The organism is Variovorax sp. 20P10.2.4, from assembly GCF_058244205.1.
In genome coordinates, this window is the sequence record NZ_JBZAYE010000317.1 from 1 (window position 1) to 8,230 (window position 8,230).

At 67.8% G+C, this 8,230-nt stretch carries 7 protein-coding genes; 3 read left to right on the plus strand and 4 right to left on the minus strand.

Going from position 1 to position 8,230, the window contains the following annotated elements:
- Window positions 1-2,770: GLUG motif-containing protein (locus AC27VN_RS25035; protein WP_490878261.1), on the minus strand; the 2,770-nt coding region annotated here is incomplete at its 3' end.
- A 269-nt stretch (window positions 2,771-3,039) separates the two neighbouring features.
- On the opposite strand from AC27VN_RS25035, the gene AC27VN_RS25040 reads away from it, so the two are divergent.
- The 3 genes from AC27VN_RS25040 (at window position 3,040) to AC27VN_RS25050 (ending at window position 5,205) form a co-directional block, all read left to right on the plus strand.
- Window positions 3,040-3,921, plus strand: coding sequence for a substrate-binding domain-containing protein (locus AC27VN_RS25040; RefSeq protein ID WP_490878262.1), 882 nt, complete (start codon window positions 3,040-3,042; stop codon window positions 3,919-3,921).
- A 91-nt stretch (window positions 3,922-4,012) separates the two neighbouring features.
- Window positions 4,013-4,693: a M24 family metallopeptidase gene (locus tag AC27VN_RS25045; protein ID WP_490878263.1), complete on the plus strand. Its 681-nt coding sequence runs from the start codon at window positions 4,013-4,015 to the stop codon at window positions 4,691-4,693.
- Window positions 4,694-4,704: 11 nt separating this feature from the next.
- Complete coding sequence (locus AC27VN_RS25050; protein ID WP_490878264.1) at window positions 4,705-5,205, plus strand: guanylate cyclase; 501 nt, start codon at window positions 4,705-4,707, stop codon at window positions 5,203-5,205.
- 7 nt (window positions 5,206-5,212) lie between these two features.
- Here the strand turns inward: AC27VN_RS25050 and AC27VN_RS25055 are convergent, their stop codons facing one another.
- From AC27VN_RS25055 to AC27VN_RS25065, 3 genes are all read right to left on the minus strand, one after another.
- On the minus strand, window positions 5,213-7,033 hold the full coding sequence (locus tag AC27VN_RS25055) for a cytochrome c biogenesis protein DipZ (protein WP_490878265.1): 1,821 nt from the start codon (window positions 7,031-7,033) through the stop codon (window positions 5,213-5,215).
- A gap of 24 nt (window positions 7,034-7,057) precedes the next feature.
- On the minus strand, window positions 7,058-7,570 hold the full coding sequence (msrB, locus tag AC27VN_RS25060) for a peptide-methionine (R)-S-oxide reductase MsrB (protein ID WP_296782349.1): 513 nt from the start codon (window positions 7,568-7,570) through the stop codon (window positions 7,058-7,060).
- Window positions 7,571-7,749: 179 nt separating this feature from the next.
- On the minus strand, window positions 7,750-8,230 hold a 481-nt coding region (locus tag AC27VN_RS25065), incomplete at its 5' end, for an anti-sigma factor family protein (protein ID WP_490878266.1).

Here is an 8,230-nt window from a genome sequence, read left to right on the forward strand (position 1 = left end):
CTGCGGCTTGCGCCGCTGCTTCGGCCGCTGCATCGCGGTAGGTGCTGTTGGTGATGGTGCCCGAGCCCGTGTTGCTTCCGATCAGGCGGCCCGTGGTGTCGTTGCCGTGGATGACCGACCCGGTGGCATGGGAGTTGTCGACGTTGCCATCCTGCATGCGGCCCACCAGCCCGCCCGTGAAGTCGAAGTCGGCGCCGCCCGTCACGTTGCCGCTGGCGCGCGAGTTGAGGACCGAGCCTCCGTCCATCTGCCCCACCAGGCCACCTGCGGCGTAGGCGCCGAACACGTTGCCGCTCGAGAAGGAGTCCGTGATGAGGCCCGAGTTGCCGCCGACCAGGCCGCCCGCGATCTCGCCCCTGACATTGCCCGTGGCATGCGATCCGGCGATGGTGCCGCTGTTCCCGCCGACCAGGCCGCCCACGCCGGCACTGACCGGCCCGCCGTTCACGTCGCCGGTGGCATAGGAGTTGGTGATTCTCGCGTCGGGACCGCCGTTGCTGCCGACCAGTCCGCCCACCGAAGCGCCGAAAGCCGTGACGACGCCGCTCGCATGCGAGCCCGAGATGGTGCTGCCGTTGTTCCAGCCGACCAGGCCGCCGACGTTCTGAGAGGCGTTGCTCGCGCCGCCTCTCACGTTGCCGCTCGCATAGGAGTCGACGATGCTGGCGCCCCCGAGGTTTTGTCCGGCCAGCCCGCCGACGTTGGAGTCTCCGCCCGTCACGTTGCCCGTGGCGTAGCTGTTGGTCACGGACGCGGTGGCGCCGCTGTTGATGCCGACGAGGCCGCCGACGGAGCTCGTGTTGTCCGACACAGAAACGCTGCCCGTGGCATGGGAGTCGGCGATGGTGCCGTTGATGTTGCCGCCGACCAGCCCGCCGATGTTTCCGTTGAGCAGGCCAGAGCTGGTGTCGGTGACCACCGAGACGTTGCCGGTGGCGCTGGAGCGAAGAATCTTGTAGGTCGCGCCGAAGTTCCTCCCCACCAGTCCGCCGATGTAGCTGAAGCCGCCCGTGTAGCGTGTCGATGCGCTCACGGCAGCGGTCGAAAAGGAGTCCGAGATGATGCCGTTGCCGACGATGAACTCCCCGGTGTCGGGGTTGAAGCTGGTCCCGTTGTATCCCACCAGGCCGCCCACGTTGACGACGCCCTGCACCGACCCCGTGACGTAGGCGTGGCTGATAGCGCCGCCGAAGTTTTCCCCGACCAGTCCGCCGACGCGGCCATAGCCGCTGACGTCGACGCCGATCAGGCCGATGTCGCGGATCGCGCTGCCGACCTGCGCCGAGCCGATCAGTCCGACCGGCGTTTGCGAGGAGTCGTTGTGCACCGGCTCCAGGATCGTCAGGTTGCTGATCGTATGACCCAGCCCCGCCAGCGTGCCCGACAGCTTGGACACCACCGTGTTGTCATAGATCCTGCCCGATGCATCGAGATTGCCCGCGAGCGCATAGCGGCCCGCCGCATCACCGCCCGCGTCGTCGATCTTCTCCAGGTCGCTCATGCTGTGGATCAGCGTGTAGGCCTGCCCGTTCATCGCGAGCGTCGCATTGGCACCGCTCAGCGTGACCGACGCGCCCTGGCTCATGTCGATGCGGTAGTCGCCACCGTAGTTGAGCTTCAGCCCCGCGCGCGCGCCCGTCGCCGTGATCGGCGCATCGATACGCACGTCGTTGGCCGCGGTCAGCGTGAGCGCGGTGTTGGCCGACCAGTTCACGCCTTGGCCGACGTAGAGGTGGCCATCGGCGCCGTTCCCGCCCGTCGATGAAATCACCACGTTGTTGCTGCCCAGTTGCCTGCCGAGCTGGGCACCGCTGATGTTCGCGCCCGCACCGACGGTGAAGGCATCGGAAGCCAGCGTCCACGTGCCGGTATCGCCATTCGCGGCCTTGGTCGTGACCACGGCGTCGTCCGACACGCGCACGCTGCGGCCCGAGGTCTCGACGGTTCCGCCGCTGCCGGTCGCGGACGAGGAGGCATCGAGCGTTCCGCCCACGTTGGCCGTGCCGCCATCGGCGCGCAAGACGATGCGGCCCTTGAGATCGTCCATCGTGCGCGCCTGCACGATGCCCGTGTTGTTGACCTGGCTGCCCAGCAGCTCGTCGGCCGCCTTCGCGGTGAGGATCACCGTGCCGCCGTCGGCCTGGATGGCGCCCTTGTTCTCGACCAGCGCACCGAGCGCGCCTTCGTCGATGCTGAGGCTCACCAGCGAATCGCCGTTGAAGTTGAGGCTGATCTTCTCGCCGCTGCCCAGCGCCACCGTGCCCTTGGTGGCGACGATCACGCCCTGGTTCGACACCGAGCGCCCGAGCAGCGCGACATAGCCGCCCTGGGCCGCGGTGAGCGTGCCCATGTTGATGACCGAGCCGCTGCCGCCATTGCCGCTGAAAACGAAGCGCCCGGCATTGAAGTCCGCGTCGCTGAGGTTCAGCGTGCTGGCCACGAGGCCGGCCGTGTTCACGCTGCTGCCGCGGGTGAACAGCACGCCGTTGGAGTTGATCAGGAAGACCTTGCCATTGGCATTGAGCGCGCCCTCGATCACGCTGCGTTCGTTGCCGACCACGCGATTGAGCGTGATCGCCGAGGCATTGGGCTGGTTGAAATTGACGGTTTCGCCGGCGGCGATGCCGAAGCCCTGCCAGTTGATGCTCGCGCGTTGCGTGCTCTGGTCGATGCGCGTCACGCTGCCCGCCTGGCCGATGGTGGCGCTGCCGCTGGTGACCGTGCCGCCCTGCGGCGCGGCCGTGGCGATGGATGAATAAGAACAAAGCAACGCGTAAATGGCCGCGCATACTTTCGAACTCAATTCGGGAACATGGCCAGTGTATTTTTTCGTGGTCTTCTTCATTTGTTCACCTGTCTCGTTATATTTTTGAGAGTATAGCGTCCGTGATTTTTTTCGCGCCATAGGACGATTTAACGTCGCCAGAGCCTTCAATTCAATGCCTATGCATTACCCGAATGCTATGCAACCTATATGCAAGCCTATATAGCGCGAAAGATTCACACGCAGTCATTCATCCAATTCCTCGAGGAGATAACGTGAAAAAGCTTTCGATCAGAAAAATTACCCTGAGCGTCTCGGCATCGGTGCTGATGCTGGGTTCGTCCGCCACCTGGGCGCAGTCGATCACCGTGGCGGTGGCCGCGAATTTCCAGGGCGCGATGGTCCAGCTCGTCAATGCCTTCGGGGCCTCGGGCCTGCCGTTCTCGGGCAGCAGCTTCACCGTGACCTATGGCGCGACGGGCGATTTCCAGACGGCGATCAACACCGCGCTGGCCGCGCCCGGCGGCACCACGCCCTATGACCTGTTCTTCGCGGCCGACGACACCACGCCGGCAGCCCTGCGCACCGGCCATCCCACCGTGGTGCAGGTGCCGTTCCGTTATGCCGAGGGCAAGCTGATCCTGTGGTCCAAGTACGGCCCGAACGTGAGCACCAGCGGTTCGAGCGGCTTCACCAATCCCGCGAGCTACGCCTATGCGAACGGCCAGGTCGCGATCGCCAACCCCGTCACCGCGCCGTACGGCACCGCGGCCCAGCAGGTGCTCAGCCGGGTCAACGCCATCACCTACCCGGGTGGTGCCTACGACGCCAAGTTCGCGCAGTACACGACCATCGGCACCACCTACACGGCGGTGAACGCGAGCACCAGCGCCACGACCTATCCCAACATCGGATTCGTCGCCAAGTCGCAGCTGTGCGACAGCAGCACCGGCGCCATCCGCACGCCGCTGACCGGCACCTACTTCGAGTACACGCCGGCCACGGTGAACGGCAACCCGCCGCATGACCGCCTGCTGCAGGACGCCGTGGCGATCCGCGGCCGCGCCGGCTCGACCAATGCCGCGGTCGACGCCTTCATCGCCTACGTGGGCAGCACGGCCGGTCGCGCGATCATCCTGAAGAACTGCTACATCTAGGGCAGAGGCATCGCCGGCGGGGCGGGAGCGGGTATCGCTGTATTTTGTAAGATACAGCGATTGCCTCGATCCAGGCAGACGGATACCGCCGATGACCATGATGCTTCCCGAATTGCTCCGATCCGCCGTCACCGAGGCAGGGTTGCCATTGGCGGCCCTGCGACGCGCGCGCTCCCTGTCGCAGCGCGCGGTCCGGCAGATCGCTGCGGGCATCCGGCCCGGCATGACGCATGCGCAGGCCACGGCCCTGGCGGCGGCGACGCTGCAGGCGCTGGAGATGGAGCGCAACTGGCATCCGGTCGCGATCCGCTTCGGCGAGGACACGCTCAAGACCGCCAGGGACGCGTCCGACCCGGCTCGCGTGCTCGGCGAGCAGGACATCTTCTTCATCGATATCGGCCCCGTGTGGGAGGGCCATGAGGGCGACGCCGGCGAGACCTTCGTGGTCGGCGGCGATCCCCAGATGGAAGACTGCGCGAGAACCGTGCGCGCGATCTGGCAGGAAGTGAGTTCGCGCCTGTGCACCGAGGGCCTCGACGGCGAGGCGCTGTATGCGTACGCGACGCAGCGTGCGCAGGCGAGAGGATGGCGCCTCAACCTGGGCCTCCACGAACACCGTGTGGGCGACTTCCCGCCCGCGATCCCCGCGGCCGGGCGCGGTCCGGGACTCTGGGTGCTGGAGATCCAGATCGCGCATCCGACACGCCCGTTCGGCGCCTTCTACAAGGACCTGCTCATCGCGGACGAAGCGGTGCACGAAGCCATCTGCTAGCGCCCCAGCCGATGATGCCCACCTTGCCCACGCCACCCAGGCAACGACTCGAAGCCACCGCGGATTCGGTCCTGTCGCTGATCCAGGCGCAGGCCTTCGAACATGCACTGCGGGCCCTGAATGCGGCGGTTCCGCATCGCTTCACCGCCATCTTCAAGGTCGACGGCGATCAGGTCAGGAACGTGCTGCTGATCGACAAGCTGGAGCAACCACGGCCCGAACGCTTCGCCGTGTTTCCGCTGGCCGACAGTTTCTGCCGGTTCGTGCTGCGCGACGCCTTCCTTCACGTCGAGGACTCCTCCCAGGAGGCGCTGCTCGACGGCAGTCCCTACCAGGGAATGATCCGCGCCTACCACGCGGTCGCGCTGACGCTGCTCGATGCGCGGGTCGTCGGAACGCTGAGCCACTTCGACACCGCGCCGCAGAAACTTGACGATGCGGATTTCGGCCTGCTCGTGCTGGCCGCCCGGACGCTGCCCGACTACCTGGTGAACGCGGCGATCTGGGACTAGCGCGCGATCAACCGAAGGTGAACGCAAAGGCCTCCACGCCCGGATCGAGAAACTCGATCTCGAAGCGCCGATCCGCCACCGCCCCGCGCTGCCGCACCAGCTGGTAGAGGCGCTGGCCGTCTACCACTCCATTGCCTTGTGCATCGATGTCGATGCCGTGGTCGTCTCCGGGCAGCTTGCCGTCGAGGGTCACCTTGATGCGCACGGGATGCCCCGGCGTCGTCGATCCGAGCACGAGATGCAGGTCGCGCGCATGGAAGCGGTAGGCGATGCGCCCCTGTTCCTTGTCGAGCACGGCGCTTTGCCCGCCCACGGTCCAGTTGCCGCCGAGCGCCCATTGGTTGGCCTCGAGCCGGGACGGCGCCGTGTAGCCGTGCGCCTTGCCGCGGACCGGGCCGCCGGGCGAGACGAAATTCTCGGCGCGTTCGTAGCCGATGTAGGTCTCGGGCGATCTCAGGTTCGCGCTGTCCGCCGCGGCCTGCGCGCCTTGCGCCTCGACCTTGACGAGGTCTGCCGACATCACGCCTTGCCCAGCTTCGGCCAGCAGCTGCCGGATGACCTGCTCCGACTCGTCGTAGGCGCCTTCGCCGAAGTGGTGATGGCGGATGCGCCCTTGCGCGTCGATGAAGTAGTGCGCGGGCCAGTACTCGTTCCTGAAGGCGCGCCAGATCGCATAGTCGTTGTCGACCGCCACCGGGTAGTCGAGCTGCAGGTCCTTCACGGCCTTGCGCACGTTGTCGAGCTTCTTCTCGAACGCGAACTCCGGCGCATGCACGCCGATCACCACCAGGCCCTTGTCCTTGTACTTCTCGGCCCATGCGCGCACGTAGGGGAGGGCGCGCAGGCAGTTGATGCAGGAGTAGGTCCAGAAGTCGATCAGCACCACCTTGCCGCGCAGGGCCTCCATGCGCAGGGGCGGCGAGTTGAGCCATTGCACGGCGCCGTCGAGCGCGGGGGCCTGGTCTTCGACCGGCAGCGCCGCGGCGCCGCCGCTCTCGGCCCGCATCGCGGTGTTGGCGGCCATCATGGCGTTGCCGGGCGCCATCATCACGGTGGAGTCGGGGCCGGTCGTCACCAGCGGCGATTCATCCCTGGGCCGCACCTTGTCGATCAGCGCCTGCTCGACCGAGGCGGTTCCCGCCAGCGAGAGCTGCGCCAGCACGCCGGTGTCCAGCCCCAGCGCGATGGCCACCACGCCGCACAGCAGGGCCGCGCCGATGCCGCGGCGGATCCATTCGCCCGCGCCCAGCGACCGCTTCATGGCCTTGAACAGCCGTCCGCCCACCAGCAGCGCACCGGCCAACGAGGTGGCCGCGCCCGCCGCGTAGGCCAGCAGCAGCAGCGAGGTCCGGACGCTGGCACCGCCCAGTGCCGCGCCGGTCAGCACCAGCCCGAGGATGGGGCCGGCACACGGCGCCCACAGCAGGCCCGTGGCCACGCCGAGCAGCAGCGAGGTGCCGAAGGCGGAGCGCGGCGATCCGTCCGCACTGGTGGTTTCGGCCGAGGCGGACAGCCGCTCGCCCCAGCCCACGAGCGGCCGCGCGAGCCGCTCGGACAGTCCCGGCAGCAGCAGCGCCAGGCCGAACAGCGCCATCAGCACGATCGCCACGGCGCGCCCGTACTGGTTCGCCTCCACGGCCCAGCCGCCGCCGACCGCGGCCAGCGAGGCCACGCCGGCGAAAGTCAGTGCCATGCCGATCAGCAGCGGCAGCCCGTTCTTCATGAAGGGCCGGTCGCCACGCGCGAAGACGAAGGGCAGCACCGGCAGGATGCAGGGGCTCAGGATGGTCAGGACCCCGCCCAGATAGGCGACGACGAACAGCAGCATGGTGGGGAGGCCCGGGTGGGGGAGTCAGGCGGCGCCGGGCGCGAATTTCATGGCCAGGCCGTTCATGCAGTAGCGCAGGCCCGTGGGCTGGGGCCCGTCGTTGAAGACATGGCCCAGGTGCCCGCCGCAACGGCGGCAATGCACCGCCGTGCGGGTCATGCCGTGGGAGCTGTCGCTCGTCTCGCCGACGGCGTTCGGCAACGGCTGCCAGAAGCTGGGCCAGCCGGTCTTGCTGTCGAACTTCGTCTTCGAGGAGAAGAGATCCAGCGCACAGCCCGCGCAGGCGAAACGGCCCTCCCGATGTTCGTCGTTGAGCGGGCTGCTGTAGGGCCGCTCGGTGCCGTCCTGCCGCAGCACCGCGTACTGGTTCGGTGTGAGCAGCTTGCGCCATTCGGCGTCGGTCCGGGTGACCTCGAACTTGCCGGGCTCCGCGGCCTGCGCGGCACCGGAGCGCCAGCCCCAGGCGGCGGCCACCGCGGCCCCGAGCGTCGAAGCCGAGGCACCAAGGAAGAAACGACGATCCGAACGATGGGTCATGACAACTCCTGGACGATGGGGCGGATGGCGGCCATCGATATGTACTGTTGAATATAACGAAGCACGCGCGAGACGCCAGCTTGGCGCAACGCCGCCGCTTCGAAGGCTAGTTCGGCTGCCGGGGGCAAAAGGTTACGCCCCCGGCATCCGGCTCGACGGGCCGGCCGCTTGCCGTGGACCTACCCCTTGAGCTCTTCGCCGATCTGGCGCCGCATCTCGTCGGCCAGCGGATGCAGCACGCGCGCCTCGTTCGCACCCACCACGCCATAGCCGAGTCCGCGGTCGGCCCAGGCATAGCCCGTGTGCGGGCCGTCGATGCGCTTCATCGTCGGCGTGTCCTGGTCGACGGCCATCGGCCGCACCATCAGCGAAAGCCGCGTGGCCTGCGCGTCCTGGTAGATGAAGAGGCCGGCCGGGCCATGCTCGGTCATGACCAGGCGACCACCCACGAAGCCGTAGCCCGCGGCCGCGAGGTCGGGGATCGCGACCTGCCGTCCCAGGCGCGACGAGACCCAGCTGACGAGCTCCGCGCGCTGCGACGGTCCCATCTCCACCGGGCGCGTGGCATCCGATGCATAGATGTCATAGCCGCGCGCCGCCTCGCGCCCCAGCGCGAAAATGCCGCTTGCCTCGGGGGCCTGCACGCCACGCAGCGACCAT

Coding starts and splice junctions, on each gene's coding strand:
- AC27VN_RS25045 (WP_490878263.1), top strand. CDS start 4,013: ATGACCATGATGCTTCCCGAATTGCTCCGATCCGCCGTCACCGAGGCA.
- AC27VN_RS25050 (WP_490878264.1), top strand. CDS start 4,705: ATGATGCCCACCTTGCCCACGCCACCCAGGCAACGACTCGAAGCCACC.
- AC27VN_RS25055 (WP_490878265.1), bottom strand. CDS start 7,033: ATGCTGCTGTTCGTCGTCGCCTATCTGGGCGGGGTCCTGACCATCCTG.
- msrB (WP_296782349.1), bottom strand. CDS start 7,570: ATGACCCATCGTTCGGATCGTCGTTTCTTCCTTGGTGCCTCGGCTTCG.